Origin of the sequence: Streptomyces sp. NBC_00376, assembly GCF_036077095.1 — a bacterium.
Lineage (GTDB): Bacteria > Actinomycetota > Actinomycetes > Streptomycetales > Streptomycetaceae > Streptomyces.
The window spans coordinates 4104222-4119847 of the sequence record NZ_CP107960.1 but is presented as its reverse complement, the minus strand read 5'-3'; the positions used below and the strand labels follow the sequence as shown (position 1 = coordinate 4119847).

At 70.5% G+C, this 15626-nt stretch carries 15 protein-coding genes and 1 pseudogene; 2 read left to right on the top strand and 14 right to left on the bottom strand.

Annotation, left to right across the window (positions count from 1 at the left end):
- Positions 1-177: 177 nt before the first annotated feature.
- The 3 genes from OG842_RS18640 to OG842_RS18630 form a co-directional block, all read right to left on the bottom strand.
- A complete protein-coding gene (locus tag OG842_RS18640) occupies positions 178-486 on the bottom strand; it encodes a hypothetical protein (RefSeq protein ID WP_018101695.1) in 309 nt (102 codons plus the stop codon).
- A 303-nt stretch (positions 487-789) separates the two neighbouring features.
- The gene (locus OG842_RS18635) at positions 790-1428 is read right to left on the bottom strand and encodes a DUF402 domain-containing protein (RefSeq protein WP_328512386.1); all 639 of its coding nucleotides are present in this window, start codon (positions 1426-1428) and stop codon (positions 790-792) included.
- A 96-nt stretch (positions 1429-1524) separates the two neighbouring features.
- The gene (locus tag OG842_RS18630; RefSeq protein WP_328512385.1) at positions 1525-1959 is read right to left on the bottom strand and encodes a DUF6892 domain-containing protein; all 435 of its coding nucleotides are present in this window, start codon (positions 1957-1959) and stop codon (positions 1525-1527) included.
- Positions 1960-2046: 87 nt separating this feature from the next.
- Here OG842_RS18630 and OG842_RS18625 point away from each other — a divergent pair, with 87 nt between their 5' ends.
- Positions 2047-6183 carry a hypothetical protein gene (locus OG842_RS18625; protein WP_328512384.1) on the top strand — a complete coding sequence of 1379 codons (4137 nt, stop codon included), beginning with the start codon at positions 2047-2049 and terminating at the stop codon, positions 6181-6183.
- A gap of 22 nt (positions 6184-6205) precedes the next feature.
- On the opposite strand, the gene OG842_RS18620 is transcribed toward OG842_RS18625, so the two are convergent.
- The 6 genes from OG842_RS18620 to OG842_RS18595 all read right to left on the bottom strand — a co-directional run bounded on the left by OG842_RS18620 (position 6206) and on the right by OG842_RS18595 (position 9822).
- Complete coding sequence (locus tag OG842_RS18620; RefSeq protein WP_266731008.1) at positions 6206-7225, bottom strand: hypothetical protein; 1020 nt, start codon at positions 7223-7225, stop codon at positions 6206-6208.
- A 343-nt stretch (positions 7226-7568) separates the two neighbouring features.
- The gene (locus OG842_RS18615) at positions 7569-7796 is read right to left on the bottom strand and encodes a hypothetical protein (protein WP_328512383.1); all 228 of its coding nucleotides are present in this window, start codon (positions 7794-7796) and stop codon (positions 7569-7571) included.
- Positions 7793-8218 carry a DUF6507 family protein gene (locus tag OG842_RS18610; RefSeq protein ID WP_328512382.1) on the bottom strand — a complete coding sequence of 142 codons (426 nt, stop codon included), beginning with the start codon at positions 8216-8218 and terminating at the stop codon, positions 7793-7795. Before OG842_RS18610 ends, OG842_RS18615 begins: the two co-directional genes overlap by 4 nt.
- 323 nt (positions 8219-8541) lie before the next feature.
- Positions 8542-8775: a DUF397 domain-containing protein gene (locus tag OG842_RS18605; protein WP_328512381.1), complete on the bottom strand. Its 234-nt coding sequence runs from the start codon at positions 8773-8775 to the stop codon at positions 8542-8544.
- Entirely contained in the window at positions 8768-8959 is a 192-nt protein-coding gene (locus tag OG842_RS18600; protein ID WP_266731004.1) for a DUF397 domain-containing protein, read from the bottom strand. Before OG842_RS18600 ends, OG842_RS18605 begins: the two co-directional genes overlap by 8 nt.
- Before the next feature lie 11 nt (positions 8960-8970).
- Positions 8971-9822 carry a helix-turn-helix domain-containing protein gene (locus OG842_RS18595; protein WP_266731003.1) on the bottom strand — a complete coding sequence of 284 codons (852 nt, stop codon included), beginning with the start codon at positions 9820-9822 and terminating at the stop codon, positions 8971-8973.
- Between the two features lie 196 nt (positions 9823-10018).
- Between OG842_RS18595 and OG842_RS18590 the strand changes: the two are divergent.
- A pseudogene (locus OG842_RS18590) lies at positions 10019-10456 on the top strand (ATP-binding protein).
- Positions 10457-10560: 104 nt separating this feature from the next.
- Here OG842_RS18590 and OG842_RS18585 read toward each other — a convergent pair.
- The 5 genes from OG842_RS18585 to OG842_RS18565 all read right to left on the bottom strand — a co-directional run bounded on the left by OG842_RS18585 (position 10561) and on the right by OG842_RS18565 (position 15605).
- Positions 10561-11814 carry a DUF4185 domain-containing protein gene (locus OG842_RS18585; protein WP_328512380.1) on the bottom strand — a complete coding sequence of 418 codons (1254 nt, stop codon included), beginning with the start codon at positions 11812-11814 and terminating at the stop codon, positions 10561-10563.
- Positions 11815-11896: 82 nt separating this feature from the next.
- Positions 11897-12886 carry an alpha/beta hydrolase gene (locus OG842_RS18580; RefSeq protein ID WP_328512379.1) on the bottom strand — a complete coding sequence of 330 codons (990 nt, stop codon included), beginning with the start codon at positions 12884-12886 and terminating at the stop codon, positions 11897-11899.
- A 68-nt stretch (positions 12887-12954) separates the two neighbouring features.
- On the bottom strand, positions 12955-13917 hold the full coding sequence (locus OG842_RS18575; RefSeq protein WP_328512670.1) for a hypothetical protein: 963 nt from the start codon (positions 13915-13917) through the stop codon (positions 12955-12957).
- Positions 13918-14017: 100 nt separating this feature from the next.
- Positions 14018-15043, bottom strand: a complete 1026-nt coding sequence (locus tag OG842_RS18570; protein ID WP_328512378.1) for an LGFP repeat-containing protein — start codon at positions 15041-15043, stop codon at positions 14018-14020.
- A gap of 88 nt (positions 15044-15131) precedes the next feature.
- Entirely contained in the window at positions 15132-15605 is a 474-nt protein-coding gene (locus OG842_RS18565) for an RICIN domain-containing protein (protein WP_328512377.1), read from the bottom strand.
- Between the last annotated feature and the right edge of the window lie 21 nt (positions 15606-15626).

Sequence of the window (15626 nt, the reverse complement as noted above, 5' to 3'; positions counted from 1 at the left end):
CCGCGTACGCCCCCTCAACCGTTGCCTGAACCGGGTAGTACGACGGTAGCCGTGCGGGATGCCGCGCGGACGCGGTGTGGTGACTCGACATCAGGGGACGCAACCTCTGCCGGTGGGCACGACGGACGGGTGGTGTGGGGGTGGGCGGGACTGCCCCTGGCGTGGAATGGCAGCCGGTCAGACGGCCATTCCGTAGACGATGGTGAACAGGGTTCCGAGCGATCCGATGATGAACACACCGGTCAGACCGGCGACGATCAGCCCCTTGCCCTGCTCGGCGCTGAACGTGTCGCGCAGTGCCGTCGCACCGATGCGCTGTTTCGCCGCACCCCAGACCGCGATGCCGAGGCAGAGCAGGATGGCGATGGCCATCACGACCTCGATCATTACGCGGGCCTCGTTGCCCAAGGTCCCGAACGGCCCCCAGTTCGGGGCGATTCCGCCGATGATGGTGGTGATGTCGCCCTTTTCAGCTGCCAGGATCATGTAAGTCACCGCCCCTGTTGGGTAGTTCATTGCCCCTGCCACACGGCACGGGTCGCTCTCTATCTTCGCTGATGAAACTGCTCTCGTACGACGGCTTGGCGGCTCTCTTTACCCGGATCCCGCACATTTGACCGGTCCGACCGCCCTGACCTGCGGATCGAATCGATGTATGACCGAATACGTATGGTTACTCTGTGTATCACGGGGTGTGACCCCGGGCAATGATTGCCATCCCGCCACCCTGGCCGAGAATTTTGCACATGCCCTGGTCAGCGCCCCTGATCCGGTCGGAGCAGGGGCCGGTCAGAGAAGCGGATGGCGTGGGACGGGCGGCCGAGGCGGCGTGGTCCAAGAGGGCGGCGGCCGGAAATCGCACCAGGTGCCGTCGAAGGGAAACGTTCCGGCCTCGGCGAGCCGGGCCACCGAGGCGCCCTCGTCCCGGATCGCCGAGGCCTCGTCCGCCGACCAGTAGACGGGGTGACCGGTCTTCTCGGCGAAGGACTCCTCGTCCTTCCACCGCCAGCTCCGGTCCGGCGCGACGTTGATGTCGAGTTCGTGGTCGGTGATGTCGATGTCGTCACCGTGATGGATCCGGCGCTCCAGGTTCACGTACCAGCCACGGAACTTCCGTCTGCGGCCGAACAGCCAGAGCACCGAGTGCGCCGCGCCGGCCGGCTGGTAGAAGAGCGCGCTGCCCATCGGCCAGCGGTCGGCGACCACCGGGTAGCCGCCGGGCGGGCGGTCGTCCGGCGCGATGTCCCGCAGATGCGCCCCGTTCGGAAGTTCCGTACGCCACATAGGGGTGCCGGTCTCCATCCACACCAGCTGGCCCCGGTCGGTGCGCTCGACGAGGCGTACGGGGACCGACGCACTCAGGTGGCCGCCGATGAAGAAGTTCCAGCGGAGGATCCGGCCCGGCTCGTCGTTCATGCCGTCGTTCATGCCGTTGATCATGCCCGCGCCACGGGCACCGAACACGTGGTCCGATTACCTGATGCCATGCCATTGAGAGTGAGTACACCGCCCCGAGACTGTGCGTCAGTCGGAGGCGATGCCCCGGGCGGCGAGGATCTCCTCCTTGAACGGGTCGCCCAGCCCGCAGTCCCGGGCGCCGCTGATCCGCCGCAGGTTCGGCAGGAGGTCGAGGTCGTCGAGCGAGCCCACGTCGAACAGGTCGTCCTCGCCGTCCCACACCGGGGAGCACTCGTAGCACACCTGGTGCCCGCCGTCGATGAGGAGGGTCTCCACCGTCGCGAGCAGCTCCTCGCTGATCTCCAGCGCCTCGAAGTAGGCACGGGACTCGTCGAGCACCGTGTAGGCGAGATCGTTGTCGAACGCGTAGAGCTGCGCGTCCGCTATCCCCTTCGCGCGCAGGCATTCGTCGATGCTGAACGCCGGGGTCAGCATCTCGTCCTCGTACATGAGTTTCTCGATGACCAGCAGCTTGAAGTTGAAGTCGCGGAAGGCAGGCATGGCGGGACCCTATACAAGGCCCGTGTTCCCGGTGCCCGGGGCAGGCGCCGGGGGCCGTTGTCAGTGCCGCCTGCCAGACTCGTACACATGACCAGCAGCACCGGAACTCCCGTCCCGCGCCCGGCCAATCACCGCATCTCCGAGACGTACGCCGACTGGGCGCGCGCCCGGGTTCCCGGTGCCGAGGCCGGTGCCCGTGAAGTGCTGGAGCGGGTGGGCAGCGGCCGGCACCGGGCCTGGGAGAAGCCCGGGCGGTTCATGGACGAGACGGAGCGCCTGGCCCGGGGCCTGCCGGCCGCCCATCTGCCCTGGTTCTGGGACACCATCGGGCACTGGATGCTGGAGACGCACCGCCGGTCCGCCGCGCGTGCGTACGGGAACGCGCGCACCGCGGAGCGCACCCACGGGCTGCCCGTCGACCCGGACTGGCGGCTGGCGAACCTTCAGTTGTTCGCCCGCTTCGGCGCGCTTCCCGCCACCGAACTCAGCGGAGCCCCGGCCTGGCTGGCCGAGGTGTTCGAGCCGGGCGATGCCCACCGCGAGTTCATGCGGCTGCTGACCACCTGGGCGGCGTCACCGGGCGAGCTGCCCGCCGATCTGGCCCGCCGGGTCCGGGATTCCGTGCGCGCGGCGGGGCTCGGAGCCGACGAGGAGGCGCGGGTGCTGGGCGAGGTGCTCGCGTCCGCTACCGGCAAGGCCGTGCCGGACCGGCTGCTCGACGCGGCGCTCGGCCCGCTCTCCGCCCACCCGCCGGCCGACGACCGGGCCGCCGCCCTGCTCGATCTGTTCCCCGAGTCGAAGAACGACGCGGCCGCCTGGCTGCGGCTGCTCATCGGCTGCGGGGCCGCCGACGCCGCCGCGGCCGGCCGGATCACCCCGGAGGGCGGCCTAGGCGAGTGGCTGCGGCGGTACGCCACCCGGTACTCCCACCGGACCGTGGCCGGTGGCGGGGTGACCCGCCAGGCCATGCCCGCCGAACTATTCGAGCTGGTGGCCCGGTTCGCGCCGCGGCTGAAGGAGGACGGAACTCCGGTCCGGCTCCACGAGGACCGCTACCAGTGGCCGCACCTGGATGCCGACCTGCTCGACGTCTGCCTCGCCGAGGGCATCCCCGTCCACGACCCCGGCCCCACGATTTCCCTGGAGTTCTGGGACGAGGACGCGCGGCGCGATCTCAGGGCCCTCGCCGCCGACCCCGTGTTCGGCTCCCGGCTCGAAGGCACGGTGCACGCCGGGCTCCGGTCCCGGGGAGGCACCGCCATCAGCCGGCTCCCGCACAATCCGGGCATCGCGGCCGAGGTGCACGGCCGGGTCGAGAAGCTGCTCGACAGCCTGCGCGGCGGTGGGCTCGCCGCGGCCGACGAAGCCGTGGACGAGCTGCACGGTCTTCTCGACCGGCCCACCGCCATCGCCCTGGACGGCATCGAGGAGGCGCTCGATGCGCTGGACCTCACCGGCCCGCTGGCCCGTGCCCTGCGCGCCGGGCTGCCCGAGGAGCTGGGCTGGACCGCCCTGGAGGAGGCCCTCGCCGAATTCCGGCCGGACGAGACGGTGCACGTCACCTCCACCTGGCCGGTGCTCACGCTGTACGGGGAGACCCGCGCGTTCGCCGTCGACCACGCGGGCCGGCGCGGCGAGCACACCCTTGAGCTGCCGGAAGGCGCCCACCACCCCACGGTGCACTGGGTCGGCGGCCAGTTCCTCGTCGCCTGGACCGGCTCGGGCGACGAGCACGGCATCTGCGCGGCGTACTGGTCGGGCAGCCCCGCCGACACGTTCGTACCGGAAGACTCCTACGGGCTGCGCCCCTACGGCGGCAGCATCCGGGGCGGCCTCGGCTACCAGTTCCAGACCCCGGACGGCGGCGGCCGGTTCGACGGCGAGAAGATCCTGCGGCCCGGCGACACCACGGGCGTCGGCCACCACGACTACCAGATGTACGACGGCCAGCACTTCTGGAGCACCGAGGTGTTCAGCGAGGACCGCCGCGGCGGATGGCTCCGGACGGACCCCGCCACCGGCGAGCCCACCGCCGACCGCATCCTGCCCGGCTTCCACACGCCCGACTCGCTCCCGGACGGCACCAGGCCCTTCCCCGACCACCGCATCCTCGCCGAACTGCCGCCCGGCGCACCGCAGTCCCCCCTCGGCCAGGACGGCCGGCTCACCGGCTGCCGGGTCAACTACCGCACGCCGTACGCCGGTCCCTCGCCGCGCGAGTTCGAGCTGGAGTCCATCGACGGCCGCACCGCGTCCTACCGCACCACCACCTGGGGCCGCCGCCCGTGGGGCATCCTCGGCCTCCCGGCCGGCGGTGAGGACGCCGTCGTGGTCGGCAGCACCACCGTTCGATGCCACGCCGCCGAGGACAACTCGCTGCTCTGGCAGGTCCGGGGCTTCCCCGGCAGCCACCGCACCGGGCGCATCCGGCCCACCCTCGGCGAACAGGCCGGTCCCGTACCGCCGCCCGCCTTCTGGCACTTCCTCACCCCGCGCGACGAGCCCTCCTCCCGTGCGCTGCGCGCGGTCACCGAGGAGGCCGTCCGCGAACTGCTGTCGTCGTCCGGCTCCGGGGACGCACCGGCCGGGGTGACCGACCCCCGGATCCGGCAGGGCGTGGCCCGCGCGGTGCGGCTCGCCGCCGATGTGCTGCGCCGCCGCCGCGAGCTGTCGCACCGGGTGGCCGTCATGCGTTCCGGACCGGTCGTCGAACTGCCCGATCCGGAGCCCGACACCCGGCTCGTCCCGGCCCTGCACGGCCTGCTGGCCCAGTTCCGGGGGTACGAGGAACGGCCGCCGCAGCCGCAGCCCGCCCTCCTCACCGCGATCGCCGCCGACGGCCGGTATCTGCGCGGCGAGATCGACGACGAGGTACGGGTGCTGGCCCTGCCCGCCCCTCCGACCGAATGGGCGGTACTGACCGGCCGGATCGACGCCGTGGCCTGGCGGGCCGCTGTCGCCGCCACCCCCGACGAGCACCGGCGGGCACTGACCGCGCTGCTCGGCGTGTGGAGCCGCCAGCCGTTCGCGGAGCCGGGCACCACCTGGCGTACCGGCCGGGCCCCGGAGTCCGAGATCGCCGAACTCCGCTCGTCCGGCGCCCCGGTGGCCTCCGGCCCGGTCCGCAGCGACCTCGCCCCCTTCATCCAGCGGTCCGCCGACCCGGCGCCCGCCGGCGCCGAGGAGTGCGAGACCCGCACCATCGCGGGCGACGACACCACGAGGCTGCCCCGCCTGCTGGCCCTGCTCGCCGAACGCGGCCCGCTGCCGGTGCCCGAGGAAGCCGTGGACCTGTTCCGGTGGCGTACGGGGGTGCCGCGCGCGATCGCCGCCCTGGTCCTCGACGGCTTCGCCGGCAGCGACGACTACGCGGTCCACCTCAAGCTCTGCCGCGCCAAGCCGTACAAGGCCGACCGGACCCTGGTGCACGCGTACGACGTCGCGCGGATGAACCTCGGCCCGGAGGGCCGGCGCGCCGTGCTCGCTGCCGCCGTCCCCGCCGACCCGGCGGACCTCTGGGCGCCCGGCGGGATGACCGCCGCCGCGGACCGGATGGCCACTGAGTGGTCCGAACGGGTCGCGGTCACCCCGTACGCCGATGACGGCAGCCATGCCGCCGCGCTGGCCAAGGACCACGACCTGCCCGCGCCCTGGGCCACCGCCCTGCTCACCGGCCGCCTGGAGCACGCGGCGGAGCCCCCGTTGGACGCCGACGGGATACGGGCCGTCGTCACCGCCCTGACCTGGGCATTCACCGAGCGGCCGGTCGGCGACCCGGCCGCGGAGGGCGCCCGCGCCCTGCTCGACCACCTCACAACCGCCGGGACCGACCACCTCGCCGCCCTGCGCGCCCTGGCGGACCGCTCGGCGGACACCCCGGTCCCGCCCGGCCAGTACGAGGCCAACCCGCTCTTCAGCGTCCCGGAGCTGGTGGACGAAGTGGCCGCGTCCCTCGGCGTCGGCCGCGACGCGGCGGCCCTCCACCTCCAGCTGCACGCCTTCGACCGCCCGGCCGACCGCACCGTACGCCGCTGGAACACCTGGACCCTCGACCACCACCGCGCCGTCCGAAAGGAACTCACCGCCGCGAAGGCCCCGCGCCCGGCACCCCTCTCCGCCCCGACGACCCCGCTCGCCCCGACGACTCCGTCCGCCGCCGTCCCACCGCCCGCGCACGAACGGTTCGCCCGCGCGTGGGCGAACGTCGGTTCTTCTCGGCGGTGAGGCCCGCCCGGCGCCGTCACCGTCAGATGTCGCCGGGCAACTCGTCGTGGCCGGTGGTGGGGGCTGTGCCTGGTGTGCCGGTGGGGCCGTTGCCGTTCGATCTGCCGCTTGACGGGGTGTTGTCCAGGTGGTTGGTGGGTGGGGTGTGGCCAGGGCTGCCGCCGGGTGTGTGGTTGGCGGTGTGGGTGGTTACGCCGGTCAGGGCGGGTTCGCGTACCTGGTCGGGGGTTTGTGCGTGGGGGTGGGGTTCCTGGCGGGCCTGGTTGGCGCGTTGGGCGAGGGTGCCGTCTTCGTTGTAGAGGTTGCCGTCGCGGTCGAGGTAGGGGGCGCCTTCGTCGAAGGGGGATCTGACCGTGCCTTCCGGGAGTGCGACGGCGCCTTCGGGGAGTTCGACGGTGCCGTTGGGGAGGGTGGTCGCCCCTTCGGGGACGGCGGCGCCTTCGGGGAGGTGGAGGGTGCCGTCGGGGAGGCGGAGGGTGCCTTCGGGGAAGGTGATGACGTGGTCGGGAAGGGGCGGGTATTCGACGCCTCCCAGGCCCTTGAGGCCGGCCATCACGTCGCCGATGCGGGTCAGCCCGGCGCTCGCGCCCTTGAAGACGTAGGTCATGGGGTCCACGGCGCGGGCGGTTTTGGTGGTGAGGGAGAGGGCCTTGGCTGCCAGGCCGGCTTTGCCCGCGCCTGCTGCCGCGCCGCCGGAACCGCCGGTGAAGACGGTGGTCAGGACGTTGAAGGTGACCGCTCCGGCGGTGCGGGAAGGGTTGCTGCCCCACTGGTCCCAGGCCACCAGGGCCTTGCCGGTCTCCCTCACCGCCTTGCGGGAGTCCTGTATCCAGGCCGAGTATTTGTCGCCGGGCAGGGTGTGCAGGACGAGCTGGGCGACGGGGGAGAGCCCGGTGGCGAGTTTGGCCAGACCCGTCCAGGCCTCTCCAGCTGCGTCCCCGTCCTCGAAGCCGGCCAGGGTCCCCAGGCCCTTGACGGTGCCCCAGACCCCGTCGACGAGGAAGCCTTGCCGAAGTCGTAGGCGTGCTCCCACACCTGCCACCAGGGTGTCGACTCCTCGACGGCTTCTCCCCAGGGCAGGCTCTCCGCTTGCTCGAGGGCCTCGGCGTCGTACCCGTAGGTGCCCCGCTTCCCGGAGCCGTCGCCGGTTTTGGCGTGACAGGCCCGTTCCACCTCCTGGAAGGCGGCCCAGACCTCGGCTATCTCATTGCGGCGTTGGTTGTTCTCCTCGACCAGGTCGCCGTCCTCGCGCCACTTGTCGTCGCCGTCGACCTTCACCCGGAAGGCGACCGCGTCCCGCTTCAGCTCCTTGAGCTTCTCCACCAAAGGGAACGCGTCGTCCGAGTACGTGCCCAGCGCACCGGCGATGACGCACAGGTCCGAACTCAGAGACAGCCCGGTCGCCGCGACCGGGGCGGTCGTCGCGAACAACTGCTCCGCTTCGGGGCCTTGTAGAAGGCACTCAGCCCGCCGAAACTGCGGTGCACGTCACCGGCAGCCGTCGCGATCGCGGTGCCGTGGCCGGACAGCGCCGTCACCTTCGTGTCGAGCAGCGCCAGATCACCGGTGAAGACCGGTATGCCGACCGGATCGACCGGACCGGGTCCGCTCACCGCCGGTTCCCGGCGTGGCGCAGGAGATCCAGAAGCACGGCCCTGGCCGCGTTCTGGGCGTGCTCGGCGGCCTCCAGATCACCTCGGCAGTACGCGTTCGTGGCGTCCACCGCACCCAGAACCGAGGCCTCGGTGCGCTCGGACATCGACCGGAAGTCCTTTTCGTGCTCCTTCAGATACTCACCCAGCGCCGCGGCCACCGGCCCCATCGCCGTACGCGACAGTGGAGCCTGCCCCGGAGCCACCGGGCCCTGCAAAGGCGTGACCGCCTGCGCACCCGGCACCGCCGTACCCGCCGCCTGCGCAGCCTCCGACGCCGTCGCCGTGAGCGCCGTCAGGGCCTTCGCCAGATCACCGGCATGCGTACCGACCACCCTCAACTGCCCCTGCACACCCTGCGGCCTGATATCCCACCCCACCATGGGGAGGCCCCTCTTTGTTGCGTCCTGCTGAATCCGGCCGATGGCCCGCTCCAAGGACGCATGCAGCTGACCCTGGGCGGTGCGAACGGTTGTTCGCTTGATCATCCCTATCAACCAGGGCGTCGCTAGCGCAATCAGCAAATCGGCAATTGGCCAACACTGGCTCACTCATGACTTGGTGATGCGCGCTGATCGCAGCCTTGCCAGTATCGGGAGAGGTGTTTGCAACTATGGATGTGCGCGGAGTCTTCTGCCCGCCCGCGAGCGGTTCGCCCGTGCTTGGGCAGAGGCCGGATCTCCGCTTCGGCGGTGAGGGCCCGGCTCTAACCGGCGGGTTCGGCGAAGTGGTCGAACTCGCCCGCCACGACGCCCTTGGTGAAGGCCACCCATTTCGTTCGGGTGGTCGTGACGATGTTGGCGGGGTCGCTGGTCTCGCGGAGGTAGACGAGCTCATTCGGCCCGAAGGCGATCTCGATCCAGGGGCCCGGCCCCTCCTCGCCTTCGGGAGCGGCGCGGACCCAGGTCAGGTCGGCCGGGATGCGGGGGGCGTCAGTCACGGGTGCGGCTCTCCTTGATCGTGCGTACGAGGGCGGACCAGGCGGCGGGGGTGGTGTGGAGTATCGCTCCCGTGGGGTCGCCGGATTCGATGAGGTCGACTGTGCCGGGCGTGGGGATGGCTACGTGTATGCAGGACTCGCCCTCGCCGCAGTACGAGGACTTCTGCCACATGTGAGTCGGCAACTCGGATCCCTTCATAGGTTCTGGGCGATGTTGTGCATCAGGTCCCGCGACTCGGCAGCACCCAGGGCAAGGGACTCCAGACGGGCCAGGACCTGGCGGTATTTGTGGAGTTGGGCTTCGGCGTCGAGGAGGGCGATGCCGTGTGACTGATCCAGTTGAACGGTGTCCAACTGTGGAACGGGGCCGTGAACGTAATAGATGGGCTGGCCCGCTCCTGGATACCCGCCCGCCTTGAACGGGATCACTTGGATTGTGATGTGCCCGCGCTCGCTCATGGTCAGGAGATGTGCCAGCTGTTGCCTGGCCACGGTTGACCCGCCGAATTCCATGTGCAGGGCAGCTTCGTGGATGACCGCGTGGTACGGGAGCGGGTTTTCTCGGAAAACGATGCTCTGACGCTTGATACGAAAGGACAGGCGGTGCTCGATCTCCGGAGGAGGCAGGGCGGGAACGACCTGACGGAAGACCTCGCGCGCGTGGTCCGCGGTCTGGAGCAGTCCGGGCAGTCCGGCTGTGTGCGAGGTGCGTAGCGCGGTCCCGTGGTGTTCCAGTTCCGCCAGGTCCAACAGGCTGCTGGAGAGGATCTCGCGGTACTCCTCCCACCAGCCGCGCTTGCGGTCACCGGTCATGGCGGCCAGCGCGTTGACCAGCTCGTGGTCCGAGCAGTCGTAGTGGCAGGACAGTGCGCGCACCCGCTCGGCGCTGACGCCGTAGCGGCCGGCTTCGATGTTGCTGATGCGAGCCTGGTTGCCGCCGATGAGTTTGGCGGCCTCGGTCGCGGTGACTCCGGCACGCTCGCGCAACTTTCGAAGCTCCGCTCCCAGTCGTTGACGGCGGGCTGTTGGCCTGGCGCCGGCTGACATCACTTGCTCCCCGGCTCGGTCACCCACACGAGGGTATCTGTAATGCATTCCGTGAACTTCGTGGAATGTATTCCATGTCGAGCCCTGGTCTGTGTCTCAGGCCACCCGCCCGGAAGTACCCCGCTCGACGGAGCGGCCTCGTCACCGGGCAATCCGAAGCGCACCATCCGACTTCCCTCCGTGAACGGAGACTTCCATGGTCAGTGCCACGGTATCCCCACCCTGGACATACACCCTCCAACTCCCGCAGGATCCCCGCGCCCCCGGCGTCGCCCGTGCCACCCTCCGCAACGTCCTGCGCGTGCACGGCATGCGAGAACTCACCGAGACAGCCGAGCTGTTGGCGAGCGAGCTGGTCACCAACGCCTACCTGTACTCATCGGGGCCGTACTCCCTGCGCCTGCGCGACGCCGGGCGCAGCCGCGTACGGATGAGCGTGTGGGACACCGATCCGCACATCCCCGCCCCGTTCCGGTGGGGCGCTCCTGCGCCGGAGGAACTGGCCGAATAGGGACGGGGGTTGTACCTCATCACGCTGTACGCGGAGTGCTGGGGCGCGTACCCCATGCGGGGCGGTGGGCTGCCGGGGCAGGGCGGGAAGCTGCTCTGGGTGGAATGCGCGGCGAAGGCGTAGCGGGCGGAGGCGGCACATGGCGCGGGGCGTCACCGTGGTGCTTGGTGACGCCCCGATGTGCCTGTCGAGCTGGTGTGGCCGTTACGTGCGCGGCGCCCTGCCCGTCAGGGCCGGATGCCGTCGTACTGGAGGACGCGGTACGGCGTCTTGCCGTGGTTCACGGACTGCCACTGCGAGGCGATCAGGGTCAGGGATGTGGCGCTCGCGCTGCCGGGGTGGATGTATCCGCCGTAGAGGAACGGGAGTTGGGGCTTGCCCCAGTGGTGGGGCGGGAGGCCGTCGCCGACGATCTGGGGCTTGGGGGCGGTCCACACGGCGTCCGGGCGGGACGCGGTGCGCGTGCAGATCGCGTAGTCGTCCACGTCGAAGTAGCTCATGCAGTACGTGTTGCCGATCCGCTTGACGGAGAACTCGCCGATCTTGTTCCCGGACAGCATGACCGACGGGCCCACCGCCCTTGTCCACTGCCAACGGCCGTCCAGGAAGGCCCAGTTCTCCTGGGCCCCGAAGTTGCCCGCGCGGAACTCGTCGGGCCGGATGCGGAACAACTGGATCGCTCCGCCGTCGGCGGTGTTCGCGTGTGTGCCGTTCCAGCGCTTGGAGAAGATGTACAGCCAGCCGTCGGGGTCGATGCCCGCGAACGACCACATCCCATACATGGACTGGTTGGTCCCCTGGGTGTCGCCGGCCCAGTGGTACGGGTAGTCCTGCCAGGTCACGCCGTAGTCGTCCGAGTACGCGACGCCCGACATCAGCGAGCCGTCGTACCCGGCCGGGATGTTCTCCCACAGGGCCACGGACGTGTACTGGATGTAGGTGCGGCCCCCGAATTCGATGCAGTCGTTGGGGATGCGGGAGATCTCGAAGCCGTGCCCGTTGTCCGCCCAGTGCGCGTAGTCGAAGCACTGATCGGCGGCGCCCCCGGTCGGCATCGCCCAGGAGAACGAGATCGGGGACGCGCCGGAGGCGTCGAAGTCCGCCTGGTTCAGGATCACCGGGGAACCCAGGTAGGGGTCGGCCTGGGCGATCCCGCCGAACGCGTCGCCGAACACGTAGCCCCAGGTGTTGTCGTGCTCCCGGTAGTACGGGATCGCCAGGTCCCCCGAGCCGAGCCCCTGCGCGCTCGCCGAGTCACCGGGCTGCTCGCACAGCGGGGTGCCGGTCTGGAGCAGTCGCGCGGCCGGGCGCCCGGCGGCCGTCCGGGCGTACCGGTCGTCGGCGGCCGCCACGCCGGGGGCGGCCCCCAGCAGGCCGGCGCCCAGGGCGAAGCCCATGCCTGCCTTGAGCGCCGACCGGCGGGTGGCGGCGGCTCGGTGGGCCGGCTGCGAGGGCTGTGGGGGCTGTGAAGGGGTGGGCATGTTCGGCTCTCCGTGTGTCTGAGGGTGAGGGCGGGGCGAAGAGTGAGGTACGGGGGGTATGGGGGTACGGCAGTCTTCCGTGTCAGGCCTTGCGGAGGCGCCCGATGATGCCGTCGAGGTCGCGGAGGAACAGCGGTACGCGGAACTCATGGCTGCCGGGCTCCTCGTGCGCCTCGTACGGGATGCCGGCCCCGTCGAGGAGGCCGCGGAACTCCCGCTGGCCCTGGAGCACGTTGTCCTCGGTGATCTGGCTGAACCAGGGCACGGCCTGGCCACCGGTTCCGGCGACCAGGAAGATCCGCTTGTTGCGGTAGCTCCCGATGCGCTCGACCGGGTTGTCGGCGCTGACCCGGGCCTCGTCCCACAGCGGAGCTCCGTAGACCGTGCCGCCCGCCAGGTCCGCGGCGGCGGAGGACACATTGGCCCAGTGCGTGACCGCGCCGAGATTGCGGCGCAGGCTGGCCGGGCCGGAGTGGGCGCTGACCGAGGCGAAGTGGCCGTAGTACTTCGCGGCGTACTTCAGCGCGCCGAAGCCGCCCATCGAGAACCCGGCGACGGCGCGGCCGTCGTACTCGGCGTACGTACGGAAGTTCGCGTCGATCCACGGGAGCAGCTGGGCGATGTGGAAGGTCTCCCAGTTCCGGGGGCCGGTGTTGGAGCTGACCGGGTTGGAGTACCAGCCGGCGTGGCCGCCGTCGGGCATCACGACGATGATCGGCTTCACGGCGGTCCAGTCTCGGACGCCCGCGCGGTCGAACTCGATGAAGTCCGAGGTGAGGCCGCCGCCGTGGAAGAGGTAGAGCACCGGGTAGGTGCGGCCGCTGGTGTCGTAGTCGTCGGGGAGCAGGACGTTGACGCCGGGGTTCCAGCCGATCGCGCCGGTCTGGAACCGGTAGTACTTCATGCGCCGGTCGCGCTCGTCGTGGTCCACGATGTGCAGCCCGAAGCCGTCACCGGCCGCGCTCGCCGTCGTGGCCGCGGCCAGGACGCCCCCGGCGCCGAGCGCCAGTGCCGCGGAGAGCCCGCCGGCGGTCTTCAGGACGTTCCGGCGGGTGGGGTGCTGCTCGCTCAACGCGATCTCCTAGTTCTCGCTCAGCTGTCGGTCAGTTGGTTCTCGGTCAGCTGTCGGTCAGCTGTCGGTCAGTTGTTGGTGATCCAGGTGCCCTTGTCGGCGGTCCAGTGGATGGTGGCTTTCTGGAATTTCTGGGCTTTGCCGCCGCCTGCTTCGTCGGTTTCGTCGGTGAGGGGGTAGCCGAGTGCGGTTTCGTGTCCGGCGGCGTGGAAGGCGTCGTAGATGGCGCCGTGGACGGCGTGGGCGCCGGTCCGGGGGGACCAGAGGAAGAGTCCTCGTTCGAAGAACTGGTAGCGGCCCTTGGTGCCGTCGGGTGCTTGTGCGGCGTCGGCTTCGTCGGTGGTCGGGAAGCCCCAGCGGCGTTCGGCGTCGGTGTCCCAGAACTTCGTGAGGATGTCCCCGTAGATCGCGTGGGCCTCGTCGGGGTGCCAGATGACGATCCCGTTCTGGAACTGCTGGAAGCGCCCGCCCAGCGAGGAGTCGCGCTCCCCCGTGATCGGCCGGCCCAGCGGACCATTGGGGCCGCCCGTGCTGTCGTACTTCGTCGCGATGGTGCCGTACGGGATCAGGTCGTCCAGGTTGTTGTAACGGCGGGGCGTGAAGCCCCTGAGCCCGTCGCCCCACACCCGCTCCTCGGCGACGTGCCCGAAGTCGTACTCCTCGCGCACCACCGGCTGGGTGTGGGCGGGGTCCGCCCAGCGGAGGAACAGCGCCACGTGGTCCGTGCCGCCCGAGTCGCGCAGCAGGGCGTCACCGGGTTGCAGGTCGCTCGCCGGGATGTCGAAGGTGACGTCCCACAGACCCCATGTGGTCAGGGACGTACCGAGGTTCCAGGCCATCGACACATAGCCCGAGCAGTCCGGCCGGTAGCAGCCGAACCGGTTCTGGTGGCAGCCGCTCTGGCTGTACGGCACCTGCTCGGCGATCCACGACCACGCGCGGTCCATCGCCTCGCCGCGCCCGATCGGCCCGCCCGGCTCCGACGCGGTCGCGGCCGGTGCCGTGGTGAACATGACCGCGAGGGCCGCCATGACCAGCGTCACCGCACCGAGCGCACGCCGGAGAGTCAGTCGGAAGTTCAGCGATCCGGGCCATCCCACGGAGCTGATCGATCTCATTACTGCCTCCCCGTCAGTTGTTGGTGATCCAGGTGCCCTTGTCGGCGGTCCAGTGGATGGTGGCTTTCTGGAATTTCTGGGCTTTGCCGCCGCCTGCTTCGTCGGTTTCGTCGGTGAGGGGGTAGCCGAGTGCGGTTTCATGTCCGGCGGCGTGGAAGGCGTCGTAGATGGCGCCGTGGACGGTGTGGGCGCCGGTCCGGGGGGACCAGAGGAAGAGGCCTCGTTCGAAGAACTGGTAGCGGCCCTTGGTGCCGTCGGGTGCTTGTGCGGCGTCGGCTTCGTCGGTGGTCGGGAAGCCCCAGCGGCGTTCGGCGTCGGTGTCCCAGAACTTCGTGAGGATGTCCCCGTAGATCGCGTGGGCCTCGTCCGGGTGCCAGATGACGATCCCGTTCTGGAAGAGCTGGAACCGCCCGCCCAGCGAGGAGTCCTCCTCGGCTCGGACCGGCCGGCCGAGCGGCCCGTCGTGGCCGCCGAGGCCGGCGTACTTCGCGCCGATCGTGCCGTACGGCTGGAACGCCTCGGCCATCAACTCCCGCGCGTAGCCCTCCGCCTGCGGGTAGCGCTCGGGGTACGCGGAGCGCTGTACGGCCTGGGCCAGCTCGCCCGCGGTGTCCCAGTCGGGCTCCATCTGCTGGGCCACCTCGAAGAACTTGTTCGCCGCGTAGTCGACGTCGAGGCACTGGGCGGGTTCGCACCAGCCCATCGAGGGCCGCTGCTGGAAGACACCGAGCGAATCCCGGTCACCGCACGCCAGGTTGTTCATCCGGGACTCGACCCAGCCCGTCTCGAAGCCGGCGAGCATCACCTTGTCGGACACGCCGCGGCGCTGCCCGACCTCGTACACCTTGCGGGTCACGGCGATGTCCCGGTCCGCCGGGATGTCGCAGTACAGCGTGGCCGGTGCGGCGTGCCCGAGGGGGCCCGGCACATCGCTCGCGCTCTGCGCGAATGCCGGGTTGCCGAGGCCGGTCACGGCGGCCAGTGCGATCAGCAGGACCGCTGATCTCCGTATCGCGCGTCGTTCGGTAGAGCCACGCACGTGCCTGCTCCTTCGTTTCGGAAAAGCCTGGAGGAGAACGGGAGGGACAGAGGGGATCCAGGAACTCGTGGAGTTCCGGGCACCGGTGTCAGGACCAGCTCTGGTACGGGGTGTCGTTGCACGCCCAGGTGCGGAAGCCCAGGGAGCTGTCGTCGATGCACCGCAGGGTGGCCTGGTTCTGGAAGCGGACGGTGCCGTCGGCCCAGACCTTGACCCACCAGCTCTGCTCCGGGCTGGAGCTGCACGTGCCGATGGTACGGAACCCGTTGTCCGTGTCCTCGATGCAGCGGCCCGTGTTGATGTTGCGCAGCTGGCGTGTTCCGTCGTCCCAGGTGTGTACGGTCCACAGCTGCGGGTTGCTTCCGTTGCAGCTCCACGTGCGGAAGCCGTTGTCGGTGTCGTCCATGCAACGGCCCGTGGCCTGATTGCGGAAACTCTGGATGGCGTCGTCGGCCCGCGCGGGGGACGGCGAGCCGTTCTCGGCGGCCAGGGCGCCGGAAGGCGCGGCCAGGGAGGCGAGGGCGAGGACCCCGCCGAGCAGGAGCGAGCGCGTGCCACGCATGGGCTGTTTCCTCTTCCGTCC